Origin of the sequence: uncultured Schumannella sp. (assembly GCF_905479755.1) — a bacterium.
In the GTDB taxonomy this organism is placed as follows: domain Bacteria; phylum Actinomycetota; class Actinomycetes; order Actinomycetales; family Microbacteriaceae; genus DCRR01.
The window spans coordinates 72,974-99,536 of sequence record NZ_CAJQNT010000022.1; the positions used below are offsets into that span (position 1 = coordinate 72,974).

31 protein-coding genes are annotated in these 26,563 nt (G+C 69.9%); 16 read left to right on the forward strand and 15 right to left on the reverse strand.

All coding sequences use genetic code 11. From position 1 onward, the window contains the following. Window positions 1–105: 105 nt before the first annotated feature. Window positions 106–303, forward strand: coding sequence for a DUF3073 domain-containing protein (locus QZ258_RS06640; protein WP_294179898.1), 198 nt, complete (start codon window positions 106–108; stop codon window positions 301–303). On the opposite strand, the gene QZ258_RS06645 is transcribed toward QZ258_RS06640, so the two are convergent. Both QZ258_RS06645 and purM read right to left on the reverse strand, forming a co-directional pair. Beyond that, window positions 290–1,006: a hypothetical protein gene (locus QZ258_RS06645; RefSeq protein ID WP_294179899.1), complete on the reverse strand. Its 717-nt coding sequence runs from the start codon at window positions 1,004–1,006 to the stop codon at window positions 290–292. The genes QZ258_RS06640 and QZ258_RS06645 overlap by 14 nt on opposite strands. A gap of 57 nt (window positions 1,007–1,063) precedes the next feature. Continuing rightward, a complete protein-coding gene (purM, locus tag QZ258_RS06650) occupies window positions 1,064–2,182 on the reverse strand; it encodes a phosphoribosylformylglycinamidine cyclo-ligase (RefSeq protein WP_294179900.1) in 1,119 nt (372 codons plus the stop codon). A gap of 109 nt (window positions 2,183–2,291) precedes the next feature. Here purM and purF point away from each other — a divergent pair, with 109 nt between their 5' ends. Then, on the forward strand, window positions 2,292–3,749 hold the full coding sequence (purF, locus tag QZ258_RS06655; RefSeq protein ID WP_294179929.1) for an amidophosphoribosyltransferase: 1,458 nt from the start codon (window positions 2,292–2,294) through the stop codon (window positions 3,747–3,749). 56 nt (window positions 3,750–3,805) lie between these two features. Here purF and QZ258_RS06660 read toward each other — a convergent pair whose 3' ends face one another. Both QZ258_RS06660 and QZ258_RS06665 read right to left on the reverse strand, forming a co-directional pair. Then, window positions 3,806–4,111, reverse strand: a complete 306-nt coding sequence (locus QZ258_RS06660; protein WP_294179901.1) for a hypothetical protein — start codon at window positions 4,109–4,111, stop codon at window positions 3,806–3,808. A 14-nt stretch (window positions 4,112–4,125) separates the two neighbouring features. Beyond that, the gene (locus QZ258_RS06665) at window positions 4,126–4,503 is read right to left on the reverse strand and encodes a sterol carrier family protein (protein WP_294179902.1); all 378 of its coding nucleotides are present in this window, start codon (window positions 4,501–4,503) and stop codon (window positions 4,126–4,128) included. Window positions 4,504–4,588: 85 nt separating this feature from the next. Here QZ258_RS06665 and purD point away from each other — a divergent pair, with 85 nt between their 5' ends. The 3 genes from purD to QZ258_RS06680 are packed head-to-tail and all read left to right on the forward strand — an operon-like array spanning window position 4,589 to window position 7,271. Further along, a complete protein-coding gene (purD, locus tag QZ258_RS06670; protein ID WP_294179903.1) occupies window positions 4,589–5,881 on the forward strand; it encodes a phosphoribosylamine--glycine ligase in 1,293 nt (430 codons plus the stop codon). A gap of 59 nt (window positions 5,882–5,940) precedes the next feature. Beyond that, the gene (locus QZ258_RS06675; RefSeq protein ID WP_294179930.1) at window positions 5,941–6,804 is read left to right on the forward strand and encodes a phosphoribosylaminoimidazolesuccinocarboxamide synthase; all 864 of its coding nucleotides are present in this window, start codon (window positions 5,941–5,943) and stop codon (window positions 6,802–6,804) included. Further along, window positions 6,801–7,271 carry a GNAT family N-acetyltransferase gene (locus QZ258_RS06680; RefSeq protein WP_294179904.1) on the forward strand — a complete coding sequence of 157 codons (471 nt, stop codon included), beginning with the start codon at window positions 6,801–6,803 and terminating at the stop codon, window positions 7,269–7,271. Before QZ258_RS06675 ends, QZ258_RS06680 begins: the two co-directional genes overlap by 4 nt. Here the strand turns inward: QZ258_RS06680 and QZ258_RS06685 are convergent. Then, window positions 7,217–7,786 carry a hypothetical protein gene (locus QZ258_RS06685; protein ID WP_294179905.1) on the reverse strand — a complete coding sequence of 190 codons (570 nt, stop codon included), beginning with the start codon at window positions 7,784–7,786 and terminating at the stop codon, window positions 7,217–7,219. The genes QZ258_RS06680 and QZ258_RS06685 overlap by 55 nt on opposite strands. Before the next feature lie 30 nt (window positions 7,787–7,816). Beyond that, the gene (locus QZ258_RS06690) at window positions 7,817–8,263 is read right to left on the reverse strand and encodes a MarR family winged helix-turn-helix transcriptional regulator (RefSeq protein WP_294179906.1); all 447 of its coding nucleotides are present in this window, start codon (window positions 8,261–8,263) and stop codon (window positions 7,817–7,819) included. Window positions 8,264–8,312: 49 nt separating this feature from the next. Between QZ258_RS06690 and QZ258_RS06695 the strand changes: the two genes are divergently transcribed. The 5 genes from QZ258_RS06695 to QZ258_RS06715 are packed head-to-tail and all read left to right on the forward strand — an operon-like array spanning window position 8,313 to window position 12,052. After that, entirely contained in the window at window positions 8,313–9,179 is an 867-nt protein-coding gene (locus QZ258_RS06695) for a VOC family protein (RefSeq protein WP_294179907.1), read from the forward strand. Between the two features lie 24 nt (window positions 9,180–9,203). Then, window positions 9,204–10,601, forward strand: coding sequence for a DUF2254 domain-containing protein (locus QZ258_RS06700; protein ID WP_294179908.1), 1,398 nt, complete (start codon window positions 9,204–9,206; stop codon window positions 10,599–10,601). A 40-nt stretch (window positions 10,602–10,641) separates the two neighbouring features. Then, window positions 10,642–10,902: a phosphoribosylformylglycinamidine synthase subunit PurS gene (gene purS / locus QZ258_RS06705; protein WP_294179909.1), complete on the forward strand. Its 261-nt coding sequence runs from the start codon at window positions 10,642–10,644 to the stop codon at window positions 10,900–10,902. Next, the gene (gene purQ / locus QZ258_RS06710; protein WP_294179910.1) at window positions 10,902–11,600 is read left to right on the forward strand and encodes a phosphoribosylformylglycinamidine synthase subunit PurQ; all 699 of its coding nucleotides are present in this window, start codon (window positions 10,902–10,904) and stop codon (window positions 11,598–11,600) included. The genes purS and purQ overlap by 1 nt, the downstream gene beginning before the upstream one ends. Then, on the forward strand, window positions 11,597–12,052 hold the full coding sequence (locus QZ258_RS06715; RefSeq protein ID WP_294179911.1) for a DUF3817 domain-containing protein: 456 nt from the start codon (window positions 11,597–11,599) through the stop codon (window positions 12,050–12,052). The genes purQ and QZ258_RS06715 overlap by 4 nt, the downstream gene beginning before the upstream one ends. A gap of 97 nt (window positions 12,053–12,149) precedes the next feature. On the opposite strand, the gene QZ258_RS06720 is transcribed toward QZ258_RS06715, so the two are convergent. Both QZ258_RS06720 and QZ258_RS06725 read right to left on the reverse strand, forming a co-directional pair. Next, the gene (locus tag QZ258_RS06720) at window positions 12,150–12,569 is read right to left on the reverse strand and encodes a DUF1801 domain-containing protein (RefSeq protein ID WP_294179912.1); all 420 of its coding nucleotides are present in this window, start codon (window positions 12,567–12,569) and stop codon (window positions 12,150–12,152) included. Between the two features lie 9 nt (window positions 12,570–12,578). Continuing rightward, a complete protein-coding gene (locus tag QZ258_RS06725; protein WP_294179913.1) occupies window positions 12,579–13,769 on the reverse strand; it encodes a mechanosensitive ion channel family protein in 1,191 nt (396 codons plus the stop codon). A 109-nt stretch (window positions 13,770–13,878) separates the two neighbouring features. Between QZ258_RS06725 and purL the strand changes: the two genes are divergently transcribed. Next, window positions 13,879–16,182, forward strand: coding sequence for a phosphoribosylformylglycinamidine synthase subunit PurL (purL, locus tag QZ258_RS06730; protein WP_294179914.1), 2,304 nt, complete (start codon window positions 13,879–13,881; stop codon window positions 16,180–16,182). 25 nt (window positions 16,183–16,207) lie between these two features. Here purL and QZ258_RS06735 read toward each other — a convergent pair whose 3' ends face one another. The 3 genes from QZ258_RS06735 to QZ258_RS06745 are packed head-to-tail and all read right to left on the reverse strand — an operon-like array spanning window position 16,208 to window position 18,147. Next, on the reverse strand, window positions 16,208–17,131 hold the full coding sequence (locus QZ258_RS06735; RefSeq protein ID WP_294179915.1) for an SDR family NAD(P)-dependent oxidoreductase: 924 nt from the start codon (window positions 17,129–17,131) through the stop codon (window positions 16,208–16,210). Then, window positions 17,128–17,454: a chorismate mutase gene (locus tag QZ258_RS06740; RefSeq protein WP_294179916.1), complete on the reverse strand. Its 327-nt coding sequence runs from the start codon at window positions 17,452–17,454 to the stop codon at window positions 17,128–17,130. The genes QZ258_RS06735 and QZ258_RS06740 overlap by 4 nt, the downstream gene beginning before the upstream one ends. Before the next feature lie 9 nt (window positions 17,455–17,463). Beyond that, window positions 17,464–18,147 (reverse strand): GNAT family N-acetyltransferase, encoded by a 684-nt coding sequence (locus QZ258_RS06745; protein WP_294179917.1) that lies wholly within the window; start codon window positions 18,145–18,147, stop codon window positions 17,464–17,466. Window positions 18,148–18,215: 68 nt separating this feature from the next. On the opposite strand from QZ258_RS06745, the gene QZ258_RS06750 reads away from it, so the two are divergent. Continuing rightward, window positions 18,216–18,650: a hypothetical protein gene (locus QZ258_RS06750; RefSeq protein WP_294179918.1), complete on the forward strand. Its 435-nt coding sequence runs from the start codon at window positions 18,216–18,218 to the stop codon at window positions 18,648–18,650. Between the two features lie 90 nt (window positions 18,651–18,740). On the opposite strand, the gene QZ258_RS06755 is transcribed toward QZ258_RS06750, so the two are convergent. Further along, window positions 18,741–20,024: an adenylosuccinate synthase gene (locus tag QZ258_RS06755; RefSeq protein ID WP_294179919.1), complete on the reverse strand. Its 1,284-nt coding sequence runs from the start codon at window positions 20,022–20,024 to the stop codon at window positions 18,741–18,743. A gap of 83 nt (window positions 20,025–20,107) precedes the next feature. After that, the gene (locus QZ258_RS06760; RefSeq protein ID WP_294179920.1) at window positions 20,108–20,704 is read right to left on the reverse strand and encodes a helix-turn-helix domain-containing protein; all 597 of its coding nucleotides are present in this window, start codon (window positions 20,702–20,704) and stop codon (window positions 20,108–20,110) included. 104 nt (window positions 20,705–20,808) lie between these two features. On the opposite strand from QZ258_RS06760, the gene QZ258_RS06765 reads away from it, so the two are divergent. Next, the gene (locus QZ258_RS06765) at window positions 20,809–21,435 is read left to right on the forward strand and encodes a bifunctional 2-polyprenyl-6-hydroxyphenol methylase/3-demethylubiquinol 3-O-methyltransferase UbiG (protein WP_294179921.1); all 627 of its coding nucleotides are present in this window, start codon (window positions 20,809–20,811) and stop codon (window positions 21,433–21,435) included. Between the two features lie 81 nt (window positions 21,436–21,516). Beyond that, on the forward strand, window positions 21,517–23,112 hold the full coding sequence (locus tag QZ258_RS06770; protein ID WP_294179922.1) for an MFS transporter: 1,596 nt from the start codon (window positions 21,517–21,519) through the stop codon (window positions 23,110–23,112). Here the strand turns inward: QZ258_RS06770 and QZ258_RS06775 are convergent. Then, window positions 23,078–23,683: a TrmH family RNA methyltransferase gene (locus QZ258_RS06775; protein WP_294179931.1), complete on the reverse strand. Its 606-nt coding sequence runs from the start codon at window positions 23,681–23,683 to the stop codon at window positions 23,078–23,080. The genes QZ258_RS06770 and QZ258_RS06775 overlap by 35 nt on opposite strands. Before the next feature lie 77 nt (window positions 23,684–23,760). On the opposite strand from QZ258_RS06775, the gene QZ258_RS06780 reads away from it, so the two are divergent. Together QZ258_RS06780 and QZ258_RS06785 are read left to right on the forward strand one after the other, a co-directional pair. After that, the gene (locus tag QZ258_RS06780; protein WP_294179923.1) at window positions 23,761–24,642 is read left to right on the forward strand and encodes a site-specific DNA-methyltransferase; all 882 of its coding nucleotides are present in this window, start codon (window positions 23,761–23,763) and stop codon (window positions 24,640–24,642) included. 117 nt (window positions 24,643–24,759) lie between these two features. Further along, window positions 24,760–25,557, forward strand: coding sequence for an HAD-IIA family hydrolase (locus QZ258_RS06785; protein ID WP_294179924.1), 798 nt, complete (start codon window positions 24,760–24,762; stop codon window positions 25,555–25,557). A 10-nt stretch (window positions 25,558–25,567) separates the two neighbouring features. Here QZ258_RS06785 and QZ258_RS06790 read toward each other — a convergent pair. Beyond that, window positions 25,568–26,563: hypothetical protein (locus QZ258_RS06790; protein ID WP_294179925.1), on the reverse strand; the 996-nt coding region annotated here is incomplete at its 5' end.

Here is a 26,563-nt window from a genome sequence, read left to right on the forward strand (position 1 = left end):
GACTAGCCCGCGTCGGCGGACACTCAACGTTGGGCAATGGGGTACGTGTTAGACTTTTGGGTAGTTTTCCACCATTGCCACAACTCGAATCAGAGGGGGTCACGCATGGGGCGCGGCCGTCAAAAGGCGAAGCACACGAAGGTGGCGCGCGAGCTGAAGTACTTCAGCCCCGACACCAACTATGGTGCGCTCGAAAAGGAACTCGGCGGCAACTCGCGGCTTGAAGAAGACCTCGAGAAGTGGCCGGAGTACTCGGCGTCCGACGACGACGAGTACGACCAAGGCGAGTTCAAGACCGCGTAGGTCTCGACACCGTCGGCGCGCGCTCGGCGAGGCTCCGGGCGCAGGGCGCGGTGAGGATCGCGCTCGTGAGCGCCATCATCGTGCCCGCACCCAGGTAGGCCGCGAGTAGCACCACCGGCGGGGTGGTCTCGTCGATGAAGATCGACGGCGCGAGCGTCCACATCAGGCCCGCCGTCCACGCGGCCATGCTGATCGGAATCCAGCGCGCACTCCCGGGCCGGTCGCGGAGCGCGAACAGCCACTGCAGCGTCGGAATCGTCGCCACCAGGGCGAGCCCTCCGAGCACCAGCACCACGATGGTGAGCGGGCCCGGGGCCTCATCGAACACCCCCGTGATGCTCAACGACATGCCGATCGCCCAGGCGATCGCGGCACCCGCCGCCGTTGCGCCGATCCAGCGCCCTGCGCGGATGCGGGCCCGGCGACCGAACCCCAGGATCTGGCCGGTGCCGAGCAGCGCACCCTCAGCCACCCCGGCGGCGACGAGCGCGGCCAGCGCGATCGAGGGCGTAGCCGCGAACGCGGCAACCAGGGTGCCCGCCACCGCGGGAATCGAGAACCCGATGACCTCGGCTGCCGCCACGACCGAGATCCAGCGCGTGGCAAACCCCTCGGCGTAGTGCGCGGCGTGCGCGGAGCGGCGATCGTGCGCGTGGTCGGCGACCAGCGCCGCGTTCGCGAGGTCTCCCAGTCGGCTGCTCACACCGCGACGCTACGGATGCCGCGAGGCGGGCGGGTAGGGGCGGAAGTCCCGTGATGCCTAGCTCGTGAAGTCGCCCACGAGGCGCACGGCACCGCCGTCGACGCCCTTCGCCCCCTGCTCGAAGCCCGCGAGGTCGCGCTCGCCGGTCGTGACGCGACCGGCCACCCAGGCGGGCATCCCGGCGGCCTCCAGCGCACGCGTGACCGAGCTGGCGGAGTCCGCCGCGACGACCGCGAACATGCCGACGCCGAGATTCCAGGTGCCCTCGGTCTCGGCGAGCGTCAGCCCACCCAGCCCGGCGAGCACGCGGAACACCGGGTCGGGGCTCCAGGTCGAACGGTCGACCTCGACCCAGGCGCCACGCGGCAGCACGCGGGCCAGGTTGGCCGCGATCCCGCCGCCGGTGACATGACTGAGCGCGTGAACGGCGCCCGGCACGTCGCCGAGGATTCCGAGCAGCGGGCTCGTGTAGAGGCGGGTCGGCTCCAGGAGCACCTCCCCGACCGTGCCGCCGAGTTCGGCCGAGTGGTCGGTGTAGCCGATCTTGGCGTTGGCGAGAATGTGGCGCACCAGCGAGAAGCCGTTGCTGTGCAGGCCGCTGGAGGCGATCGCGACCACCAGGTCGCCGTGTTCGATGCGCTCCGGGCCGAGCACCGCATCCGCCTCGACGGCACCCACCGCCGCGCCCGCGATGTCGTACTCGTGCGGCTTCATCAGGCCCGGGTGTTCGGCGGTCTCGCCGCCGACCAGCGCCGTGCCCGTCTCGGCGCACGCCCGCGCGACGCCCTCGACAAGGGTCGCAATGCGCTGCGGGTCGACCTTGCCGCAGGCGATGTAGTCGGTCATGAACAGGGGCTTCGCGCCCACCACGACGATGTCATCGACGACCATGCCGACCAGGTCCTGCCCGATCGTGTCGTGCTTGTCGAGCGCGATCGCGATATCGATCTTCGTGCCGACGCCGTCGGTGCTCGTCGCCAGCAGCGGGCGACGGAAGTCGCGCAGCGCGCTCACATCGAACAGGCCCGCGAATCCACCGACGCCGCCCAGCACCTCGGGGCCATGGGTGGCGCCGACGGCCGCCTTCATCAGCTCGACGGCACGGTCGCCCGCGGCGGTGTCGACTCCGGCGGCGGCGTAGCTGGCGTCGCCATGCGACGTGGATGCGGCGGTCACACAGCCAGGGTAGTCGCCCCGCCGCGCGACACCGTGTCGCGCTATGCGAGACTGAGACGCACCCGCGGTGGCGGGTAGGCATCCAACAGCAGTGGGAGCACTCCGCGGAATGTGCGGCATTGTCGGCATCGTCTCTTCGAGCCCAGTCAACCAGCAGGTCTACGACAGCCTTGCGCTGTTGCAGCATCGCGGTCAGGACTCGACCGGCATCGCGACCGCCGACGGCAGCATCATCCACATGCACAAGGCCAAAGGCCAGGTGCGTGAGGCCTACCGCACGCGCGACATGCGCACCCTGCTCGGCACGATGGGCCTCGGGCACGTGCGCTACGCGACCCGCGGCGACGCCGAGAAGGAGCAAGAGGCGCAGCCGTTCTACGTGAACGCGCCCTACGGCATCGTGCTCGTGCACAACGGCAACCTCACCAACACGCGTGAGCTCAGCGACCAGCTGTTCCGCGTCGACCGCCGGCACCTCAACACCAGCTCCGACACCGAGCTGCTCGTCAACGTGCTCGCCCACGAGCTGCAGTCGCAGGTGCGCGGCACCGACCTCGACCCCGACCAGATCTTCGACGCCATCGAGACGCTGCACGAGCGGGTCGAAGGCTCCTACGCCGCGATCGCACTCATCGGCGGGCACGGGCTGCTGGCATTTCGTGACCCCTACGGCATCCGTCCGCTCATTCTCGGGCGCCGCACGAGCGGGCTCGTCGGCACCGAGTACGTCGTCGCGAGCGAGTCGCTCGTGCTCGAGAACGGCGGCTACGAGGTTGTGCGCGACGTGCTGCCCGGCGAGGCGATCTTCATCTCGCGTTCGGGCGAACTGTTCTCGCGGCAGTGCGCCAAGAATCCGCGTCTGATTCCGTGCTCGTTCGAGTACGTGTACCTCGCGCGTCCCGACTCGATCATGAACGGCATCTCGGTCTACGACGCGCGGCTTCGCCTCGGCGACCGGCTCGCCGACACGATCGCCAAGTACACGCCGTCCGGCGACATCGACGTCGTCATGCCCATCCCGGACTCCTCGCGCCCCGCCGCGATGCAGGTCGCCCAGAAGCTCGGAATCGAATACCGCGAAGGCTTCTACAAGAATCGCTACGTCGGCCGCACCTTCATCATGCCCGGGCAGGAGCAGCGCTCGAAGAGCGTCAAGCAGAAGCTCAACGCGATGAGCTCCGAATTCAAGGGCAAGAACGTGCTGATCGTCGACGACTCGATCGTGCGCGGCACGACCTCGAAGGAGATCGTCGACATGGCGCGCATCGCGGGCGCCAATTCGGTCACCTTCACGAGCGCGGCGCCGCCGGTGCGCTTTCCGCACGTTTACGGCATCAACATGCCGACCCGTGCCGAACTGATCGCGCACGGGCGCAAGATCCCCGAGATCGCGACCGAGCTCGGCGCCGACTACCTGATCTACCAAGAGGTCGAAGACATGCAGTCGGCCATCCTCGAGGGGTCCGACATCGCGGGCCTCGAGATGAGCTGCTTCACGGGCGACTACATCACCGGCAACGTCAGCGAGGAATACCTCGCCTGGCTCGAAGCCAACCAGCTCAGCTAACCCCGCCCCCGCCATCTCCGGCGAGAGCCCGGCCTTCGCCGGCGAGAGCTGAGGGGCTAGGCGGCGGGGGGCGCGGTGCGGGTGGCGGTGGCAGTACGGGCGCGGCGGCGCGAGACGGCGTCGAGGATGAGGGCGACGGTGGAACCGAGCAACGCACCCGCGGGCACGCCGTAGATCAGGAAGTACCCGAAGGTCGCCGTGAAGCCGATCGCCGGGTCCGGCTCGAAAAGGCTCGTGGCGATGAGCGTCCCGATCACGCCCAGCACGACTCCGAGGGACACGAACACCCCGATGCGCGGGGCGCGACGGATGCGCACCTCCTGCTGCTCGTCACCGGCGCTGTCGAATTCGGGGCTATTCACCCCTCCATTCTCGGTCACGCGGGGAGCGCCGGGTTCTCCCAGGTGATCGGCAGCAGCTCGCTCAGGTCGGCGCGCGTGCCCGAGGCGACGACACGCGCCTCCGCGATCGCGGCATCCCAGTCGAGCCCGCCGGTGGCGAGCGCGATCCAGGTGGCGGCATCCATTTCGACCACATTGGGGGGAGTTCCGCGCGTGTGCCCGGGGCCCTCCACCACCTGCACGGCACCGACCGGCGGCACGCGCACCTCGACCGAATGCCCGGGCGCCTTCTCCGCCAGGAGTTGCAGCAGATAGCGCGACGCGAGCGCGCTCGAGTCGCGGTCGCCGTCGCCTCGGAGTTCTTTCCGGATCGAGGCTTCGCCCACGATCGCCGCGATCTTCGCCTTCGCCATGCCTCCACGCTAACAACCGCAGCCCAGATCTCCCGGTTCGCTGGACAGGTTCAGAGGCATCGCGCACGCCGGGTAGCCTGGCCAGGTGAGAATCCTGGTCCTCGGTTCGGGCGCCCGCGAACACGCGATCGTCACGGCTCTGCTTCGCGAAGGTGCGAATCACGAAATCATCGCGGCCCCCGGCAATGCGGGGATCGCCGCGGAGGTGGAGACCGTCGCTCTCGATGCGGAGAACGGCGAACTCGTCGCCTCGTACGCCCGCGAGAGCGAGGTCGACCTCGTCATCATCGGCCCGGAGGCCCCGCTCGTCGCGGGCGTCGCCGACGCTTTGCGCGCCGCCGATGTTCCGGTTTTCGGTCCCGGCAAGCGCGCCGCGGCCCTGGAAGGCTCGAAGGCCTTCGCCAAGCGGATCATGGATGCGGCGGGGGTGCCCACCGGTCGCGCGATCCGCACGACCGATCCCGACGAGCTGGCGACCTCGCTCGACGATCTCGGCGCCCCCTACGTCGTGAAGGCCGACGGCCTCGCGGCCGGCAAGGGCGTGCTCGTCTCGAACGATCACTCGGCGGCGCTCGCCCACGGGCTGCATTACCTGCAACAGGGGCCGGTGCTGATCGAGGAGTTCTTGAGCGGCCCCGAGGTCTCGCTGTTCTTCCTCTCCGACGGTCACGATGTCGTGCCGCTGAGCCCCGCCCAGGACTACAAGCGTGCGCTCGATGGCGACGAGGGACCGAACACGGGCGGCATGGGCGCGTACTCGCCGCTGCCGTGGCTCAACGATCGCTGGGGTAGCGAGGCCGCCTTCGTCGACGAGGTGCTCGGCACGATCGCCCTGCCGACCGTGCGCGCGCTCGAGGCGGAGGGCACGCCGTTCGTCGGGCTGCTCTACTGCGGCCTGATCATCACCGATTCCGGCGTCAAGGTGATCGAATTCAACGCGCGCTTCGGCGACCCGGAGACCCAGGTCGTGCTGCCGCGCCTGCAGACGCCGCTCTCGGCGCTGCTGCTCGCGGCCGCCACCGGGGGTCTGGGCGGCATGAGCTACCCGGAGTTCTCGAACGATGCCGCGGTCGTCGTGGTGCTCGCGAGCGAGGGCTACCCGGAAGACCCGATCACCGGGCGCGAGCTAACCGGCCTCGACGAGGCGGCGGCCGTGCCGGGCGTCACCCTCGCGCACGCCGCGACGGCGCTCATCGACGAGCGCCACGTCGCGACCGGCGGTCGGGTGCTCGGCGTCGTCGCGCACGGCCACGGTTTCGTGGAGGCCCGCCAGCGCGCCTACGACGCGATCGGCCGAATCGGACTCGAGGGCGGGCACTACCGCCGCGACATTGCGGAGCGCGTGACGCGCCCCGCGGGATCGGAAGACGCATCATGACCGGACTCCCCACCCATGACGACCCGCGCCCCGGCGCCCACGCGGCGGGCGACCCTCGCCTGCTCGAACTCGGCTGGAAGCACGTCTACTCGGGCAAGGTCCGCGAGCTGTACGTGAAGGATGACGAGCCCGGCCGCGTCCTGGTCGTCGCCTCGGACCGCGTGAGCGCCTTCGATCACGTGCTGGAGCCGGCGATCCCCGGCAAGGGCGCCATGCTCACGCAGCTCAGCATGTGGTGGTTCCGCCGCCTGGGGGTTCCGCACCATCTGGTGGCGGCGCATCCGGCGCTCGGTGAGCACCTCCCCGAGGGCATCGCCGAGCGCGCGATGCACGTGCATGAGCTCGACATGCTGCCGATCGAGGCGGTCGTGCGCGGTTATCTCGTCGGCAGCGGCTGGGCCGAATACCGCGAGACGCAGACCGTGTGCGGCCTGAAACTGCCGGCGGGCCTCGCCGAGGGCGACCGGCTGCCGGAGCCGATCTACACCCCGGCGTTCAAGGCGCCGCTCGGCGAGCACGATGAGAACATCACCTTCGAGCGGACCGTCGAGCTGGTGGGCGCCGATCGGGCCGAGGAATTGCGCGCGCGCAGCCTCGAGATCTACGCGACCGCGTCCGAGATCGTCTCGCAGCACGGCCTGATCCTCGCCGACACCAAGTTCGAGTTCGGACTCGACCCGGAGGACGGCGGCGACCTGACGCTGGCCGACGAGGTGCTCACGAGCGACTCGAGTCGCTACTGGGACGCCGAGGTCTACGCGGCGGGCGGCGAACGGCGCCTGGAGAGCTTCGACAAGCAGATCGTGCGCGACTGGCTCGCGGCGAACTGGGACAAGACGGGCACCCCGCCCGAGCTGCCGAGCGACATCGTCGAGCGCACGGCGGCGCGCTACCGCGAACTCGCCGACCGGATCACGGGGTGACCGCGCCCTCGCTGACGATTCGCGAGGTGCCGTGGTCGGATCCCGCGGGCGATGCGCTGCGCGAAAGCCAGCAGGCGGAGGTGCGCGCGCTCTACGGCGGCAACGACACCGAGCCGGGTCCCAAGCCCACCGGCGATGACATCGCGCTCTTCCTTGTCGCGTTCGAGGGCGACCAGCCGGTCGGCTGCGGCGCCCTGCGCGCGATCGACGCCGAGCACGGCGAGATCAAGCGGATGTTCGTGGTGCCCGAGCGGCGAGGTGCGGGCATCGCCGAGGCGATCGTGACCGCGTTGGAGCAGGCGGCGCGCGAGCGAGGCTGGAACCGGGTCGTGCTGGAGACCGGGCACGAGCAGCGCGCCGCGCTGAAGTTCTATGCCCGCGCCGGCTACCGCGAGATCCCGCTCTTCGGCTACTACGTCGACTCGGCCTTTTCGCTCTGCTTCGAGAAGTCGCTGCGCGCCGACTGAGCGGCCGCGCGCCGGGCGCGCCGGGCGAGCCCGCGGGCCTCGCGCGACCATTCGGAGCCGAGGGTGACGTGGCGGGCCTCGCAGTATTCGCTGTAGCCGGGCCCGAACATCGCCAGCAGCGCCACCGCCCCGATCGTGCCGATCACGCCGGTGATGGGCGCGACCAGCTCGTCGCTGTCGATGTCGGCGAGCACGCCGACGATCGAGCCGAAGAAGATGCCGGCGACCACGAAGCTCCAGCCGAGCGCGATGGCCCGAGCTGTTCCGGTGCCCATGACGAAAGCGAGGTCGCTCGCCCGGATCGCGGAGAGCCGGGTGCCGGCGAGCGCCGCCAGCAGCGCCGCCGCCCAGCCGAACATCGTCGGCAGCCACTGCGGGAGTCCGACGATGCCGAGCAGGAGTCCGATGGTGGCCCAGAGCGCGAACAGGCTGCTGCTGCCGAAGCCGGTCCAGTAGACCGCCAACCAGGCGCGTTGGAAACGGGACAGACGCGGTCGCGGCGCGTTCTCAGCCATGCGGACTCCTTGAGAAATGACGACAAGGAATCATATTCCGGAGAGGCGCGACCTGACCTGTGAGAGCAACCGCGTCAGTTCTGCGGCTTCCTCGACGCTTAGTCCGGCGAGCGCGGGCCGTCGAAGCTCGTCGCGTTGCCGGGTGCCGATTCGTCGAAGCGCTCCCGCCCCGGCGTCGGTCAGGCGGGCGCTGGCGCCGCGTCCGTCGCCCGGGGTGCCCCGCCGTTCCACCCATCCGGAGCTCTCCATGCTCCGAATGGCATGACTCAGCCGGGACCGGCTCATGCGCGCCTGCTCGGCGAGGACGCTCAGTCGCAGGGTGCGCTCGGGCGCTTCGGAGAGCACCACGAGGGCGGCGTAGTAGCTGTGCGGCATTCCCGCATCCCGCTGCGATTGACGTTCGAGCGCGTCGCCCAGGAGCAGGCTCGTCTCGACCAGGGCGCGCCACGCGGTGGCACGGGGGTCGTCTTCGCTCATGATCTCAGGCTAGCGGAATAGTTGAACCTTCAACTACGTTGAACCCGACATGACTGACATTCTCGCCGCCGAAACCAGCATGGGTGCCGTCACCCTCAAGGTCGCCAATCTCGACCTGATGACGACGTACTACCGCGACGCCGTGGGCCTGACGACGCTCCGCGAGCATGGCTCGCGAACCACGCTCGGCCGCGGGGCGACACCCCTCGTGATCCTCGAACATGCGCCCGAGCTGCGCCACGCGGGCCCGCGCGACGCGGGGCTGTTCCACACGGCGATCCTCTTCGAGACGCAGGCCGATCTCGCCGCCTCCGTGTATTCGGTGGCGCGGGCGACGCCGGGCTCCTTCACCGGGTCGAGCGACCACCTCGTGAGCCAGGCCTTCTACTTCAACGACCCCGAAGGGAACGGCGTCGAGCTCTACTGGGATCGGGATCGCCACGACTGGAACTGGGTCCACGGCCAGATCGAGATGAACACCCTCTTCCTCGACCCGAACGCATTCCTCCAGGAGCATCTGACCGAGAGCGGCCTCGCCGGACCGGACGACACCCCGGCGGTCGTCGGCCACGTGCACCTCTCGGTGGGGGACATCGAGACCGCCCGCGAGTTCTACGTGCACCGGCTCGGCTTCGAGCAGACCTTCGATCTGCCCGGGTCCGCCCTCTTCGTCAGCGCGGGCGGCTATCACCACCACATGGCGATGAACGTCTGGAACAGCAAGGGCGCCGGACGCCGCCAAGCGACACTGGGACTCGGCCGGGTGGAGATCGTCGTCCCCGACGCCGATGACCTGGGCAGCCTGGAGGAGCGGATGCGGCACGCCGGCCTGCGCGGTCGCGACGACGGGCACACCCTCGAGTTCGATGACCCGTGGGCGAACCTGATTCGCGTCACGACCCCGGGTCGGGGATAGCACCTCGGGCTAGACTCACGCGGCATGGGCGACCGACGACTCCGTCAACGCTGGGACCGACTCCGCGAAGCGGTCCAGAGCCGCGTCTGGCCGCTCCCGACCGCAGCGATCGTCGGCGGCGTGATCCTCGGGGTCGCGCTCCCGGAACTCGACCGCGTGCTCGACCCGATCATCCCCGAATGGCTCGGCGCGCTCCTGTTCGCGGGCGCCCCGGACTCGGCGCGCGCGATGCTCAGCGCGATCTCCGGGTCGCTCATCACCGTCACCTCGCTCACCTTCTCGCTCACCGTCGTGGCCCTTCAGCTCGCGAGCAGCCAGGCCTCGCCGCGGCTCCTGCGGATGTTCGCGAGCGACCGCCGTGTGCACGCGACGCTCGCGATGTTCCTCGGCACTTTCGCGTTCGCGATGACGGTGCTGCGGTCGGTGCGCTCCGCCGACGAGAGCGTGATCGACGACACCGGATTCGTCCCGCGCATCGCCGTCAGCCTCACCTTCATCCTGATGCTCGTCGCGGTCGTCGCGCTCACCCTGTTCCTGGCGCACCTCGCCACGCGCCTGCGGGTCGAGACGATGCTGCGCGACGTGCACGGGGAGACGACCCGCAGCATCCGCTCGCTGTTTTCGGAGGAGCCCCCCGGCGACGACGCCCACGAACTGCCGATCGAACCCCGCGGACGCCGGCTCGCGCTCGCCACCCGATCCGGGTTCCTCGTCGGCGTCGATCGCACGGCGCTTCGCGGGCTCGCGGTGCGCGAGAACTTGGTGATCTCGGTCGACACGGCCGTCGGCGAGGATCTCATCGAGGGGGTCCCGATCGCGTCGTGGTGGCCGCGCGACATCCTCGAAGGCCCCCGGCCCGACGACACCGAGGCGACCGAGCGCATCAACGCCGCGATCGCGCGCGCACACCTGGTCGAGTACGAGCGCACCTCGGTGCAGGATGTCGGTTTCGGGCTTCGCCAACTCGTCGATGTGGCGGTGAAGGCGCTCTCGCCGGGGGTGAACGACCCGACCACGGCGGTGCACGCCCTCGGGCACGTCTCGAGCGTCCTCGGCGACCTGGTGTCGAGGCCGATCCCCTCCACGGTCGAGCGCGACGACGACGGCGTGATCCGGGTGGTCGGGCGGCAGCTCGACCTGGATGCCCTGCTCGACGTCGCGATCACCGGCCCGCGGCAATACGGGGCGGGCGACCTCGAGGTGGCGCTGCGCCTCCTGCGGCTGCTGCGCGAGGTGGCGTGGCGCAGCATCCACCCGGAGCTGGTGAACGGAATCCGTCGACGCGCGACCGAGGTGCTCGCCGCCGCCGAGACCCCGGATCGCACCCGCGACGAGCTCGCCCGGCTGGCGGCGGCGCGCACGGCGGTGCTCGAGGCGCTCGAGCAGCGCTGGCCGGTGCCCGGAGCGGGCACCGCCTCGTAGACTGGGGTCGTTCCCCCCGCTGAGAGACCGGAGTCTGCTCGTGCCCATCATCGTCGTCGAGGTCATGCCCAAGCCCGAACTGCTCGACCCCGCAGGCAAGGCCGTCGCGGGCACGCTCAACCGTCTCGGCAAGGGCGAGTTCAGCGGCGTGCGCATCGGCAAGCGCATCGAGCTCCACGTCGACGGCGACGTGACGGATGCGGTGCTCGCCGACGTCCGCGAACTCGCCGACGAGCTGCTCTCCAACTCGGTCATCGAAGACGTGGTCTCGATCACCGTCGCCGACGAGGTCACCGCCTGATGCGCGTCGGCGTCATCACCTTCCCGGGTTCGCTCGACGACCGGGACGCGCAGCGCGCGATCCGCCTCGCCGGCGCCGAACCGGTGGCCCTCTGGCACGGCGAGCACGACCTGCACGGCGTCGACGCGATCGTGTTGCCCGGCGGCTTCAGCTACGGCGACTATCTGCGCTGCGGTGCGATCGCCGCACGCAGCCCGATCATGGCCGAGGTCATCGACGCCGCCAACGCGGGGATGCCGGTGCTCGGCATCTGCAACGGCTTCCAGATTCTGGTCGAGTCACACCTGCTGCCGGGCGGTCTGATCCACAACGACCACGGCAACTTCATCTGCCGCGACCAGAAGCTCCGCGTGGAGAACGCGTCGACCGCGTGGACGAACGCGTTCACCGACGGCCAAGAGATCACCATCCCGTTGAAGAACGGCGAGGGTGGCTACATCGCCAACGACGAGACGCTCGATCGGCTGGAGGGCGAGGGCCTGGTGGCGTTCCGCTACCTCGACGGCAACCCCAACGGGTCGCTGCGCGACATCGCCGGTCTCACCAATGCCCGCGGCAACGTGGTCGGCCTGATGCCGCACCCCGAGCACGCCGTCGAACCCGGCTTCGGCCCCGATACCGACATCGCGATGCGCTCCGGCATCGACGGTCTCGCCTTCTTCCGCTCCGTCCTCGAATCGAGCCTGTCGCGCGCATGACCCCCAAGAAGCTGTTCCGCATCGTCGCGATCGCGGAAGCCATTACCTGGACTCTGCTCATCACCGGCCTGATCCTGCGGGCGACCGCCGATCTGGCGATCGCGGTCACGATCGGCGGAGGCATCCACGGTTTCGTGTTTCTGACCTACGCGGGCATCTCGCTGCTGGTCGGCATCGACCGGCGTTGGAAGCCGGGGCTCGTCGTCGTCGCCGTGGTCAGCGCGATCGTGCCCTACGCCACCATTCCGGTGGATGTCTGGCTCGATCGCCGCGGCAAGCTCGACGGCGCGTGGCGCACCGAGCCGGATGCCTCGGGCGACCGCACGTTCCTCGACGGTCTGGTGCGCTGGTTCGTGCGGCGCCCCGTGGTGCTGGTCGTGATCTTCGTGGTGGTGCTGATCGCGATCTTCACCACGTTGCTGATGATCGGCCCGCCCGGCGGCTCGCACTAGGTCACCGGCTCCGAAAGTCGGAGAATCGCGCACCTCATCCACGAGTCGTGGACGAACTCGCCGGATCTCCGACTTTGCGTTGGGCGAGGAACCGCCGCTACCGGCCGCCCTCGGCCCAGGCCTCGCGCACCAGGCGCTCGAGCACGTCGAGGTCGACCTGCTCCAGGCGCTTGATGTAGAGGCATCCGACGCCCGTGCGGTGCGGGCCGAGCTCGGCCAAGAGCGGGTCCGGCGTTTCGGCGTACGAGTTCTGCAGGCCGTACAGCGACAGCTCCGCCTTGCGCGGTGAGAAGCCGACAACCATCCAGTCGTCTTCGTGGCCGCGCGAGGTCGTGTACCGCTTCGTGCCGTAGCCGATGATCGACGGGCCCCACATGACCGGGTGCTCCCCGGTCGCGCGGTGGAACAGTTCGAGCAGTTCTTCGGCATCGGCCCGGCGCCGCGCATCGGCGACTCCGGCCACGAACTCGGTCGGGGGCACGTCAGTCGGCTGGGTCTTGTTCGCTTTCTGACTCATGCCAGGACCCTACTTCGACGGCGGGGTTTCCGCATCGGTGGCGGTGACGACCGGCAGCGACCGCGTGTAGCTCTGCTGGCGCTGCTCTCCCTCGACGCTGCCACTGAACATGCCGGAGTGCTCCTCCCCGGCCTTGGCGCGCGTGGTGCGCTTGGGCGCCTCGACCATCTCCACGCGCGTGCGCGGAACGCCCGTCGGAGACTTGGCCTGCAGCCACTCCACCATCGCCTCGCGGATGTTGCAGCGCAGGTCCCAGAGCGCCCCGGAGTTCGCGGCCGTGACGGTGATGCGGACTCGCACGAAGCCCGCCGTCGCGTCGGTGATCTGCAGCACCGCGCTGCGCTGATCCCACAGCGGGTCGGCGTCGACGATGCGCCGCAGTTCGGCGCGCATCGCCGACGGCGACACTCGCCAGTCCAGATCGAACTCGACCGAGCCGAGAATCTGGGTGCCGGCGCGGGTCCAGTTCTCGAACGGGGTCGTGGTGAAGTAGGTGGAGGGCAGCACGAGGCGCCGGTCATCCCAGATGTGCACGACGATGTAGGTGAGCGTGATCTCTTCGATGCGGCCCCACTCGCCCTCGACCACGACGACGTCGTCGACGCGGATCGCATCCGAGAAGGCCAGCTGAAGGCCGGCGAACACGTTCGACAGTGCCGATTGCGCGGCGATACCGGCGACGACGCTGACGAGACCGGCCGAGGCCAGCAGGCTCGCGCCGTAGGCCTCGACGCCGTCGAAGGTGAGCAGAATCGCGCCGACGGTGACGACCGCGATGAGCACGAACGCGACGCGACGCAGGATCGCCACCTGGGTGTGCACGCGGCGGGCCGCCCGGTTGTCCGGCACATCCGTGGGGTAGCGCGCGAGCGTCCACGCGAACAGGAACCCGATGACGCCCGCGATCAGCCAGCCGCCGCACGCGATGATCGCGATCTGGAGCCCGTGCTCGATCCAGGTGCGCAACGCCTCCCAGTCTTCGCTGAGCGGCATGAACGCCGCCATGATGAGCAGCGCGACGGCGAGCAGTAGTGCCCGGAAGGGCCGCCGGATGCGCCCGAGGTTCTTGGGATCCCACCCGGCGCGCCTGCCGATGAAACGGAACGGCAGCGTGACCAGCGCGGTCACGATCACGACGAGAATCGCGACGCCGACGACGACGATCGCGAAGGTCAACCAGGGGTCCCACTCGGCGGGCATAGTCCTCCAGACTTCGGGCGGTCCTTCCACGGTAGTCGGAGCCGCGGCGGCTTCGCGCGTGCTCGGTAGGATGGGCGTGAACTTCCCCCGTGAACGGAGCCCAGGCCGCGTGACTGACACCACCGCTGCGACCACCCCCGCATCCCCCGTCGTCGACTCGGTCGACAATGCGCGGGCGACGCCGGAGAAGGAACAGCCCTACGCCGCGCTCGGACTGAAGCCCGACGAGTACGCCGAGATCAAGCAGATCCTCGGCCGCCGCCCCACGAGCGGCGAACTCGCGATGTATTCGGTGATGTGGAGCGAGCACTGCTCCTACAAGTCGAGCAAGGTGTGGCTGCGTCAGTTCGGGCAGAAGGTCAGCCCCGAGATGACGAAGAACCTCATGGTCGGGATGGGCGAGAACGCCGGCGTCATCGACATCGGCGAGGGCTGGGCGGTCACCTTCAAGATCGAGAGCCACAACCACCCGAGCTACATCGAGCCGTTCCAGGGTGCCGCGACCGGCGTCGGCGGCATCGTGCGCGACATCATCTCGATGGGTGCACGCCCGGTGGCGGTCATGGATGCGTTGCGCTTCGGCGCCGTGGACCACCCGGACACCGCGCGGGTCGTGCCCGGCGTCGTGAACGGCATCAGCTTCTACGCCAACTGCCTCGGCCTGCCGAACATCGGCGGCGAGACCTGGTTCGACCCGGTGTATCAGGCGAACCCGCTCGTCAACGCGCTCGCGGTGGGCGTGCTGCGTCACGAAGACCTGCACCTCGCGAACGCGCGCGGCGCGGGCAACAAGGTCGTGCTGTTCGGGGCCCGCACCGGCGGCGATGGCATCGGCGGAGCCTCGATCCTCGCCTCCGACACGTTCAGTGAGGGCGGCCCGACGAAGCGCCCGGCCGTGCAGGTGGGCGACCCGTTCGCCGAGAAGGTGCTCATCGAGTGCTGCCTGGAGCTGTTCCAGCAGGATCTGGTGGAGGGCATCCAGGACCTGGGGGCGGCGGGAATCTCGTGCGCCACGAGCGAGCTCGCCAGCAACGGCGACGGCGGCATGCAGGTCTCGCTCGACGACGTGCTGCTGCGCGACCCGTCGCTCACGGCGGAGGAGATCCTCATGTCGGAGAGCCAGGAGCGCATGATGGCGATCGTGAAGCCGGAGAAGCTGGAAGGCTTTCTGGCGGTGACGAGCAAGTGGGATGTGGAGACCAGCGTGCTCGGCGAGGTCACCGATACCGGCCGCCTGATCATCACCTGGCGCGGCGAGACCATCGTCGATGTTGACCCCCGCACGGTCGCAGTAGACGGACCTGTCTACAACCGCCCGATCGAGTACCCGAGCTGGATCGACGCCGTGCAGGCCGACAGCGCCTCCGGGCTTGAGCGCCCCACCGACGGCGACGCGCTGCGCGCGCAGGTGATGCGGCTGCTCGGCAGCGCCAACCTGGGCGACGCGAGCGCCATCACGAACCAATACGACAAATACGTCATGGGCAACACGGCGCTCAGCTACCCCGACGACGCAGGCATGGTCCGCGTCGACGAGACCTCCGGGCTCGGATTCGCCGTCGCCACCGACGCGAACGGGCGCTACTGCTACCTCGACCCGTACCAGGGCGCCCAGCTCGCCCTCGCCGAGGCGTATCGCAACGTCGCCGTCACCGGCGCCACCCCGGCCGCCGTCTCCGACTGCCTCAACTTCGGCAGCCCCGAGAACCCCGAAGTGATGTGGCAGTTCTCGAAGGCGGTCGAAGGCCTCGCCGACGGATGCCTGGAGCTCGGCATCCCCGTCACCGGCGGCAACGTCAGCTTCTACAACCAAACCGGGGACGTGCCGATCCACCCGACCCCGGTCGTGGCGGTGCTCGGCACGATCGACAACGTCGCCCGCCGCGTGCCCTCGGGTTGGCAGGATGCCGGCGACAACCTCTACCTGCTCGGCACCACCGCGCTCGAACTCGACGGCTCGGCGTGGGCCGGCGTCGTGCACGACCACCTCGGCGGGCGCCCGCCGAAGGTCGACCTCGCCCGCGAGAAAGACCTCGGCGAGTTGCTCGCCGCGGGCGCGCACGAAGGGCTCTTCAACGCCGCGCACGACCTCAGCGATGGCGGCCTCGCGACCGCGCTCGCGGAGGGCGTGCTGCGCTTCGGCGTCGGCGCGCGCGTCTGGCTTGACGACCTGATCGCGCGCGACGAGGTGGATGCGGCGACCGCCCTGTTCAGCGAGTCGACCGGCCGCGTGCTCGTCGCCGTGCCGCGCGAAGAGGACGTCAAGTTCACGCGCCTGTGCGAAGGCCGGGGCTACCCGGTGCTGCGCATCGGCGTCACCGACAGTGAACCGACCCTGGAGATCCAGGGCCAGTTCACGGTGTCGGTGGACGAGCTGCGCGAGGCTCACACGAGCGCGCTCGCGCGTTTCTAGCGGGCCGCGTCGCGGGCGTTCGGGCTCAGATCGAGAACGACTCCCCGGTCGCCTCCTCGGCGAGCGCCCAGAGGCGCGCACCGAACTCGGGCGACGCGCTGGAGGTCACCGGCGCGACGATTCGCGGCGCCCCCTTCAACTCGGACATTCCGCCCGGGCCGTAGAACTCGCCCGACTGGGCATCCGGATCGATTGCCGCCCGAACGCTCGGCCAGGCCCCGCGATCCTTGCCCTGGGCAAACGGTGCCGACAAGAATCCGACCAGGCGGTGCGGCGTGCTCTGCCGGTCGTTGACGCCCGGCACCCGCTCGGCCAACTCGCTCACCGCGTAGCCCGGATGCGCGAGCAACGACGCGCGGGAATCGCCCGCCGCGCGCAGTCGCCGATCGAGCTCGAAGGCGAAACCGTGCACCGCGTGCTTGGAGAACGCGTAGGCGCGGAAGCCGCGGTAGGTGCGCGTCGACAGCAGGTCATCCGGTGCGAGTTTCACGAGCCGGGTCGACAGGCTACCGAGCCCGACGACGCGGCCGGTCGGCTCGAGCGCCGGAAACACGAGGGCCGTCAGCAGGAAGTGCCCGATCGCGTTGCCGCCGACCAGAAGTTCGAGCCCGTCGGCGGTCTCACGGCGCCGCCCGGGCGGAATCACCTGACCGGCGTTGTTGATGAGCGCGGCGATCGGGCCGAGCTGACGCAGCTCGGCCGCGGCCCGGCGGATCGAGGCGAACGAGGCGATGTCGAGCTCGACGAACGAGACCTCGGCGCCCGGCACGCGGCCACGTAGCGCGGCCATCGCCCGCTCGGTCTTCTCGCGCGAGCGCGATGCGATCACCACCCGCGCACCCGCTCGCGCCAGCTGCTCGCTCGTGAAGTAGCCGATCCCGGCGTTGCCGCCGGTCACCACGACGGTGCGCCCGTCCTGCCGCGGCAGGGCGCGAGGGTTCCAGGTCACGACGCGTCGGACCCGTTCGCCGAGGCGATGCGCTCGTGGTGGTGGATGACCTCGGCGACCACGAAGGTGAACCACTTCTCGGCGAACTCCGGATCGAGCTGGGCATCCACGGCGAGCGCGCGCAGGCGCGCCACCTGACGGCGTTCGCGATCCGGGTCCGAGGGCGGGAGGCCCTTCTCGGCCTTCAGTTGCCCGACCTGTTGCGTCGCCTTGAATCGTTCGGCGAGAAGATGCACGAGGGCCGCGTCGATGTTGTCAATGCTCTGGCGCAGCCCGGCGAGCTCGGCCACCACCTCCGGGTCGATGTCACCGTTCTGCGTCATGCCTTGAGCCTAAGCGCCCGGGCCGCGCTCACCCGGCAGCGCGGTCGGCGCGGTCGGCGGCGTGCGGAACAGGACCGGACGCTCGCCCCACTCGGCCAGACGCGCCTCCAGCCCCCGCCGCACCGCTGGCCACTCGTCCGACAGGATCGAGTAGATCGCGGTGTCGCGCCACGTGCCGTCGGCGCGGGGACGCTCGTGACGAGCCACGCCCTCGAAGACGGCGCCGAGGCGTTCAATCGCCGCGCGCGATCGGGCGTTGACCGCATCCGCTTGGAGTCGTATGCGCTCAAAGCCGTGATCGAAGGCGAGCCCGAGCAAGAGGAGTTTGGTCTCCGGGTTCACCTGGGTTGCCCACACGCGCGGGTCGTACGCCGTCCAGCCCACGTGGGCGGAGCCCGATGCCTCATCGAAGTCGCCGAGTGTCGTGGCGCCGACCAGCTCGCCGCGGTGCGGCCCGCTCGCGATGCGGACGACGAAGTTCCGCCGCGCCGGCCCCGCGTAATACGCGGCGCTCCACGCGGCGAACGCGGCCTCGCTGGCGGGGAGCCCCGCCGAGCCGCCGCCGTAGCCGCCCGCGAACACCGCGGGCGAGCCGAGAGCGCGCCACAATTCGGGCGCATGCTCCCCCACCATCGGCTCGAGCTCGACGAATCGACCCGCGAGCGGGGCGGACTCAGGCCGACGTGCAGTCACGAGGCGATCCTTGCACCCCCGGCCTGGCGTCGTGAACTGCGCGCGCCAGGAGTTACCATCGTTGAGCGATGGGGGTCTGGGATCTGAACGGTGAGACGACGGCGACGGCTCGACGAGCCGCGCCGGATGGCTCGCGCCCCGACATGACCGACTGGTTCGATCCGCGCAGCCGGCGCGTCGCCGCCGAGGACGCGGTCGAGGGCCTCGGACTGCCGGATGCGGTCGTCGCTCTCGTGCTGATGGAAGAGCGCCACCCGACGCCGGTCGGCCAGGCGAACCTCGCGATCGCCGACTTCGTGCCCGAGACGGATCCGAGCAACCTGGTCGCCTGGATGCGCGCCGCGCTCGCGCTGGTGCGCTCGGCCGAGGAGTTCGGGCGCCGTCATGTCGTCGACGGCGAGTCGGGGCCCGCCCTGGTCGCCGCGATGGCCGCGGCCCACCCCGGGTTCTCGCAGAAGAGCTACAGCGACGTGCTGTTCCACGGCTTCTCGCTCGTCAACTGACGCGCGCGCTAACAGACCCAGCGAAGCGGGGCGACCGCGCTCGGCCCGCGGAGCGGTGCGCGCCGGAGGAGCGCCGGCGCGCTAAACAATTCAGAGCAGATCGTGGCGCACGACGATCGCTTCGCGGCCGGGGCCGACGCCGATCGCTGACATGCGCGAGCCGCTCATCGCCTCGACGGCGAGCACGTAGTCTTGCGCGTTCTTCGGCAGGTCCGAGAACTCACGCGCGCCGGTGATGTCTTCGCTCCACCCCGGGAACTCTTCGTAGATCGGGGTCGCGTGGTGGAAGTCGCTCTGGTTGACCGGCACCTCGTCGAAGCGCACCCCGTCGACGTCGTAGGCGACACAGACCGGGATGGTCTCCAGGCCCGTCAGCACATCGAGTTTGGTGAGCACGAAGTCGGTGACACCGTTGATGCGCGCCGAGTAGCGCGCGATGGGCGCGTCGTACCAGCCGGTGCGCCGCGGGCGCCCGGTGGTGGTGCCGAACTCGAAGCCGGCCGCGCGCAGGAATTCGCCCGACTCGTCGAACAGCTCAGTCGGGAACGGACCGGCGCCGACGCGCGTCGTGTACGCCTTGACGACCGCGATCACGCGGTCGATGCGGTTGGGCGCGACGCCCGAGCCGGTGGCCGCGCCGCCGCTCGTCGCGTTGGAGCTCGTCACAAAGGGGTAGGTGCCGTGGTCGACATCGAGCATCGTCGCCTGGCCGCCCTCGAACAGCACGGTCTTGCCCGCATCCAGCGCCTGATTCAGCACCAGGCTGGTGTCGGCGACCATCGGGCGCAGCCGGTCGGCGTAGCTCAGCAGTTCGTCGACGATCTCGTCCGCGCCGATCGCGCGACGGTTGTAGATCTTGACCAGCAGGTGGTTCTTCTGGTCGAGCGCGCCCTCGACCTTCTGGCGCAGGATGTTCTCGTCGAACAGGTCCTGAATGCGGATGCCGACCCGGTTGATCTTGTCGGCGTAGGCGGGGCCGATGCCGCGGCCCGTGGTGCCGATCTGGCGCTTGCCGAGGAAGCGCTCGGTGACCTTGTCGAGGGTGCGGTGGTAGCCGGTGATGACGTGCGCGTTGGCGCTCACCAGCAGCTTCGACACGTCGACGCCGCGCGCCGAGAGCGCGCCGAGTTCGTCGAAGAGCACCTCGACGTCGACGACGACACCGTTGGAGATGACGGGCGTGACGCCGGGCGTCAGAATGCCCGACGGCAGCAGGTGCAGCGCGTACTTCTTGTCGCCGATCACGACGGTGTGGCCGGCGTTGTTGCCGCCGTTGAACTTGACGACGTAGTCGACGCGGCTGCCGAGCAGGTCGGTCGCCTTGCCCTTGCCTTCATCGCCCCATTGGGCGCCAACGAGAACGATCGCGGGCATGCTTTTCTCCCTCACGGTCGGGCGGGATTACACCCCAGTCTATCTGTTGCGGGGAGGCGGGTCGTCGACGCCGACCGCGGGCGCTATCTCGCACTGGCGGCGTGGGGGGCGACCCGGACGTGCGCCCGCTCGCCCTGCTTGCCGATCAGGCTGAGGTACTCCACGGGGCCCGAGCTGGTGGCGGCGAACCAGTGCGGCGTGCGCGTATCGAACTCCGCGGCCTCCCCCGGTTCGAGGATGAGGTCGTGCTCGCCGAGCACGAGCCGCAGTCGTCCGTTGAGGACGTACACCCAGTCGAAGCCCTCGTGGGTGCGAAGGTCGGGCGCGGCATCGTGGCGACCGGTGGGCAGGACGAACTTGTAGGCCTGGATGCCGCCCGGCCGGCGGGTCAGGGGCAGGATCGTGGAGCCGTCCGCGCAGGCGACTGGCCGCAGGCTGATGCGCGGGTTGCCGGTCGGTGGCGCATCGACGAGCTGGTCGAGCGTGACGCCGTAGGCGCGTGCCAGCGGAAGCAGCTGTTCCAGGGTGGGGCGGCGCAGCCCGGCCTCGAGGCGCGACAAGGTGCTGGTCGAGATCCCCGTCTCTTCGGCGAGGTCGGTGAGCGTGACGCGTCGGCGGTGCCGCAGCCGCTTGAGCCGGGGCCCCACCGCGTCGAGAGTGCGATCCGTGGAGTCGTCCATACGCTCCAGTTTGCCATTCGGCAACAGGCTTTGCCTATTCGCCGCACTGGCTGCACGATTGCTCCGAGCGACGACGAGCGCCCGCCAGCGGGAGGAGCAGACCGGTGACACACACATTCGATCAGGACTATTGGGCCCGGCGCTGGCGGGGCGGCCCGAACGCCGCACCATTGGCGATGGCGGCCGCGCCTCCCCATCCGCACCTGACCCGCGAGGTCGCCGACCTGGCGCCGGGCACAGCGCTCGACGCGGGATGCGGTGCGGGAGCGGAGGCGATCTGGCTCGCCTCGCACGGCTGGCACGTCACCGGCGCCGACATCTCGAACGAGGCCTTGTCGGCGGCGGCGGAGCGCGCACGCGCCAGCGGCGTCGCGGATCGGGTGCGCTGGGTGCAGGCCGACCTGACGACGTGGGAGCCCGCAGCGACCTACGACCTGGTGACCACCCACTACGCCCACCCCGCGATGCCGCAGCTGGAGTTCTATGACCGGATCGCATCGTGGGTCTCGCCGGGCGGCACCCTCCTGATCGTGGGCCACCTCCACCACGGGAACGGCACAGACGAGCCGCCCGCCTCGGCCTCGGTGACCGGCGCCGCCATCACGAGACGACTCAACCCGGCGGTGTGGCAGGTCGTGACCGCCGAGGAGTCGCAGCGAACCGTCTCTGCCCGCGGAGGCGGACCGGCCTCGCTCCACGACGTCGTCGTCCGAGCGACCCGTCTGATCTGAGTCGCCCCTCGAGCACGCCGGAGCCCTCAGGCTCCGGCTCCACATCATCCTGCCGTTGCGCAGGTCACGAAAGGAACTGACGTGAGCACGACCCCCATGCCCGCCGCCGACGGCATCGACGAGCCGGTCGACCTCGGCGACCCGATCATTCATGACGCCCGGCAGCGTCGCGCGATCCTGATCGCGGTCTGCATCGCGCTGATGGCCGTCATCGCCTCAGTGTCCGGCCTCAACGTCGCCCAGCCCGAGCTCGCCGTCGAGTTCGATGCCTCGCAGAGCACGGTGCTGTGGTTCATCAACCTTTACACCCTCAGCCTCGCCGCGCTGCTCCTGCCGCTGGGAGCGCTCGGAGATCGGATCGGCCGCAAGCCCGTGCTGCTGGTGGGCTTGATCGTGTTCGGGGTCGCGAACGCGGCGGCCGGACTGGCCACCTCCACGGAGCTGATGCTCGCCTCCCGGTTCGCCTCCGGCGTGGGCGCCGCCATGATCATGCCGGTCACGCTGGCGGTGATCACCTCGACCTTCCCGGAGGGCAAGCGAGCCAAGGGAATCGGTGTGTGGACGGGGGTCGCCGGCGGTGGCGGCATCGTGGGCATGTACCTGTCGGCGCTACTCGTCGACGTCGCCACCTGGCGCTGGCTCTTCGCCCTTCCGGTCGTGCTCGTTCTGGTCGCGCTCGTGATGATCGTGCGGTCGGTGCCGAACTCCCGCGAGCGCACGGCGCACCGGTTCGACCTCGTCGGATCGGCAACCTCCGGCATTGCCGTCGCGGGGCTCGTCTTCGCCCTGCACGAGGGACCCGTCCACGGCTGGACCCAGCCCGCAACCCTGGCCGCTCTGATCAGCGGGGTGGGTGCCGTGATCGTCTTCGCCGCGTGGGAGCTACGCCAGGCGGCGCCCCTGCTCGATGTGCGCCTCTTCCGCGGGCGGGGCATGGCCAGCGGATCGCTGTCGCTTCTGGTTGTCTTCGGGGTGCAGGGCGGGATCTTCGTGGTGCTCTTCCCCTTCCTCCAGATCGTCCTCGGCTGGTCGGCGCTCCAGGCGACCCTCGGCATGATGCCGATGGCCGTGCTGATGATGCTCGCCTCCGTGCTCGCGGCGCAGGTCGCCTCGCGGATCGGAGCGCGAGGCACTATGGCCACCGGCATCGCTCTCGGCGGCGTCGGCCTTGCCCTCATGGCGAGCCTCGTATCCGTCGACGACGGCTACCTCGCGGTCCTGCCGGGCATGCTCGCCATGGGCCTCGGCATGGGTCTCGCCATGCCGCCCTCCACCGAGGCGATCACGAGCTCCCTGCCCCGCGAGCGCCAAGGCGTCGCATCGGCGCTCAACGACGTCACCCGAGAATTCGGCACGGCCCTGGGAGTCGCCCTGCTCGGGGCCATCCTCTCGGCCGGCTACGCGAGCGCCATCGACGGCCGACTCGACGGACTTCCGAGCGACGTCGCGACCACCGCCCGTGAAGGACTTGCGAACGCGGTCGCCGCCGCCGACGGGGCCGGCCCGCGCGCGGACGCTCTGGTCCGTGCCGCACAGGAGTCGTTCGTCGATGCCTGGCAGCTCGCCATGTGGACGGGCGCCGCCGTGATGGCCGTCCTGCTCGCCTCCGTACTCGCCCGGGGCCCCGAGAGCACCCGGAGGGCTAACCGCCGTGCTGACGAATCCATTCGTACATGACGATTGCGGCCGCGGCAGCGGCGTTGATCGACCGTGTCGACCCGTATTGCCGGATGTACACCGTGGTGTCGGCCGCCGCGAGCGCCTCGGCGCTCAAGCCGGGCCCCTCCTGGCCGAAGAGCAGGACGGCGTTCATCGGCAGGTCGGCGCCGATCACATCAACCGAACCCGGCACGTTGTCGACGGCGATGATCGGCACCTCGTGCTCGGCTGCCCAGGCGACGAGCGCCTCCACCGTCTCGTGGTGGAGGACCCTCTGGTAGCGGTCGGTGACCATCGCGCCGCGCTTGTTCCAGCGCCGCTTGCCGACGATGTGCACGGCCGCGGCGCCGAACGCGTTCGCCGACCGCACGATCGACCCGATGTTGAGGTCGTGCTGCCAGTTCTCGATGGCGACGTGGAAGCCGTGCCGGCGCGTGTCGAGTTCGGCGACGATCGCCTCCATGCGCCAGTAGCGGAACTCGTCGACGACGTTGCGGCGGTCGCCGTGCTCGAGCAGTTCCGGGTCGAGTCGCGGATCCTCCGGCCAGGATGCGCGCCCGCCCGGCCACGGACCGACGCCCACCGGCATCTGGTCTTCACTCGGTCGCGCGTCGTCCACTCTGCGAGGGTATCGGCGGGAGGCCCCGCGCCTGTTAAGGTCAGCGCATGACCGCGCCGGGTGATCCGCCCCTTCTCGGGCCGGGCGCGCCCGACACGATCGTGCTCGGCGACAATCTCGCGGCGACGGCGCTGCTTCCCGACGCCTCCGTTCGGTTGATCTACCTCGACCCGCCGTTCAACACCGGTCGCACGCAGCACCACACGCCGATTCGCACCGAGCGCGCGGCCGAGGGCAGCGACCGGGTCGGTTTTGCGGGAAACGGCTACGCGAGCACCCGCGGCGAGCGCCGCAGCTACGGCGACAGTTTCGACGACTACTGGGCGTTTCTGGAGCCGCGACTGCGCGAGGCGCACCGGCTGTTGGATGCGCAGGGCACCCTCTACCTGCACCTCGACTTCCGAGAGGCGCACTACGCGAAGGTCGCGCTCGACGAGTTGTTCGGCCGCGAGTGCTTCCTCAACGAGCTGATCTGGGCCTACGACTACGGGGCGAAGTCGAACCGGCGCTGGCCGGCCAAGCACGACACGATCCTCGTCTACGTGAAAGACCCGGCACGCTACTTTTTCGACAACGCGAGCGTCGACCGTGAGCCGTACATGGCGCCGGGCCTCGTCACACCCGAGAAGGTGGCGCGCGGCAAGCTGCCGACGGACGTGTGGTGGCACACCATCGTCGGCACCAACGCGCGCGAGCGCACCGGGTACCCGACGCAGAAGCCGGAAGGCATCCTGCGCCGGATCGTGCAGGCCTCGAGCGCGCCGGGGGATCTGGTGCTCGACTTCTTCGCCGGCTCGGGCACGACGGGCGCGGTCGCGCACGCGCTCGGGCGACGGTTCCTACTCGTGGATGAGAGCCCGGATGCGGTCGAGGTGATGCGCGCACGCCTGCCGCATGCCCGCATCCACCCCCTCCCGCCCGCCCAGTGAGTGTGTCGTTTTTCCGGAGGTTTCACGCCGCCGCCCACTGTTTCACTGCGCATGACTCGCGCGCGCGACGCTTTCTCCGGAGAAACGTCACACTCGGGTGCTCAGTAGGCTGGAGCCATGGGTAATCGCGCTGACGTCGAATGCTGGCTCACCGACATGGACGGGGTTCTCGTCCACGAGAACACCGCGCTCCCCGGCGCGCAAGAACTCATCGAACAGTGGACGAACGCGGGCACACCGTTCCTGGTGCTGACCAACAACTCGATCTTCACGCCGCGTGACCTGGCCGCGCGCCTCCGCGCCTCGGGGCTCTCGGTTCCGGAGGAAGCGATCTGGACGAGCGCCCTCGCCACCGCGGACTTCTGCGCCCAGCAGATGCCCGGCGGCACGGCGTTCGTGATCGGCGAGTCCGGCATGACGAACGCCCTCCACGAGGTCGGATTCATCCTCACCGAGACCAACCCCGACTACGTGGTCGTCGGCGAGACCCGCAACTACTCCTTCGAGGCGATCACCAAGGCGATCCGCTTCATCAACAACGGCGCCCGCTTCATCGCCACCAACCCGGATGCCACCGGCCCCTCCGCCGAGGGTGCCCTGCCGGCCACGGGTGCGATTTCGGCCCTCATCACGAAGGCGACCGGCCGCGAGCCCTACGTCGTGGGCAAGCCGAACCCCATGATGTTCCGCTCCGCGATGAACAAGATCGGCGCGCACTCGGAGGTGACGGCGATGATCGGCGACCGCATGGACACCGACATCGTGGCCGGCATCGAGGCGGGCCTGCACACCGTGCTCGTGATGACCGGAATCAGCGACCAGGCCGAGATCGACCGCTACCCGTTCCGCCCCGATGAGATCCTCGCGGGCGTCCACGAACTGGTCGCCCCGATGCCCGCCGAGACGGAACTCTGACGCACCTGACCTAACCCTCGTCGGCGGTGTCGATCGGAATCGCGGCGTCGCCGTCGAGCGGCTCCCCCGAGCTGCGCGTGACGAAGCAGCGGTAGCTCGGGTCTGCGGCCCACTGCTCTGCGGTCGCCGGGTAGCTGCCCTGCATGGTGACGTCGCGCAGGTTGTTGAACGCCTCCACGTTGACGACGCCATTGGCGGCGCACAGCCCGTCGATCTCCGCCTGCAGCGTCTCGACGCCGGGGAACGGAATGAGCGGTGCCGTCGTCGCCGGGGAGTCTTCGTCGCCCTCCTCCGGTTCCGGCTGGTAGCTGCCACGGAACACGAGCTGGCCGGTGTGCGGCTCGGCGCAGTCGACGACCGTGTACTGGGTCTGCCAGGCGTCGGTGTACGGCTCGAGGCACTCGCCGCCGAGCAGCTCGCTCCAGAGGTACTCGCCGGGCTCGACCGGCCCGATCGCCTCCTCGACGTCCGCGCTCGCGCTCGGGGTCGGGCTCGCCGTGATCACCGGCGCGGGCCCCAGCAGGTCGGGCAGACGCGTGCCGAGGAAGAACAAGACGATGAGCGCGAGGATGCCGATCAGGGCGCCCGCGACGGCCATCAGAATTTTCTGCGTGCGACCGAAACCCGCGACCGGCGGCGCCTCGCCGCCGTCTCCGCCATCGCCGCCGGAACCACCGTCGGCGGATGCGCCGCGCGACGACTTCGACGCCCGGCGCGCAAACGGCGCCTCGTTCGGATCGGGACCGACCGGCACCTCACGGAACTGCTCCTCGGCGAACAGTGTCTCGAGCGCATCGCCCGACGGCCCGCCGGCAACCGCGAAGACCTCGGTGGGGTCGGTAGCCGAGCCGGGCGTGTTCGCGCCCGCCCCGGGCGGGGTATATGCCTGCGTCGGCACATCATCGAAGCCGGGCGTGAAGGGCTGCGTCGGCTCGGTCTCGATGAACGGGCTCGGCGCGCGCAGATCGGGGGCCAACGGCTCGCTCGGCGGCGGTCCGGCGAAGGG